This is a genomic window from Pseudomonas sp. SIMBA_067 (genome assembly GCF_046534675.1).
Lineage (GTDB): Bacteria > Pseudomonadota > Gammaproteobacteria > Pseudomonadales > Pseudomonadaceae > Aquipseudomonas > Aquipseudomonas putida.
In genome coordinates, this window is sequence record NZ_JAWRYH010001487.1 from 1 (window position 1) to 230 (window position 230).

1 pseudogene is annotated in these 230 nt (G+C 65.7%); it reads left to right on the forward strand.

What is annotated here, in order from left to right:
* A pseudogene (locus SB765_RS34385) lies at window positions 1-230 on the forward strand (methyl-accepting chemotaxis protein); the annotation flags it as partial.

The window sequence follows — 230 nt, forward strand, 5'->3', positions numbered from 1 at the left end:
TGCGCATCAACACCGACCAGACCCGTGCCACCAACGAAACCGCAGCCAGCCAGTATGCTGCCGCCTTCGCCCTGGTCATCGGCCTGTTGATCGCCGCCACCGTGCTGACGCTGCTGTGCGCGTTCCTGCTGACCCGCAGCATCGTCAAGCCGATCGAAGAAGCGCTGCAATGCGCCGAGCAGGTGGCCGACGGTGACCTGACCCACGTCATCCGTGCCGAAGGCACCGAC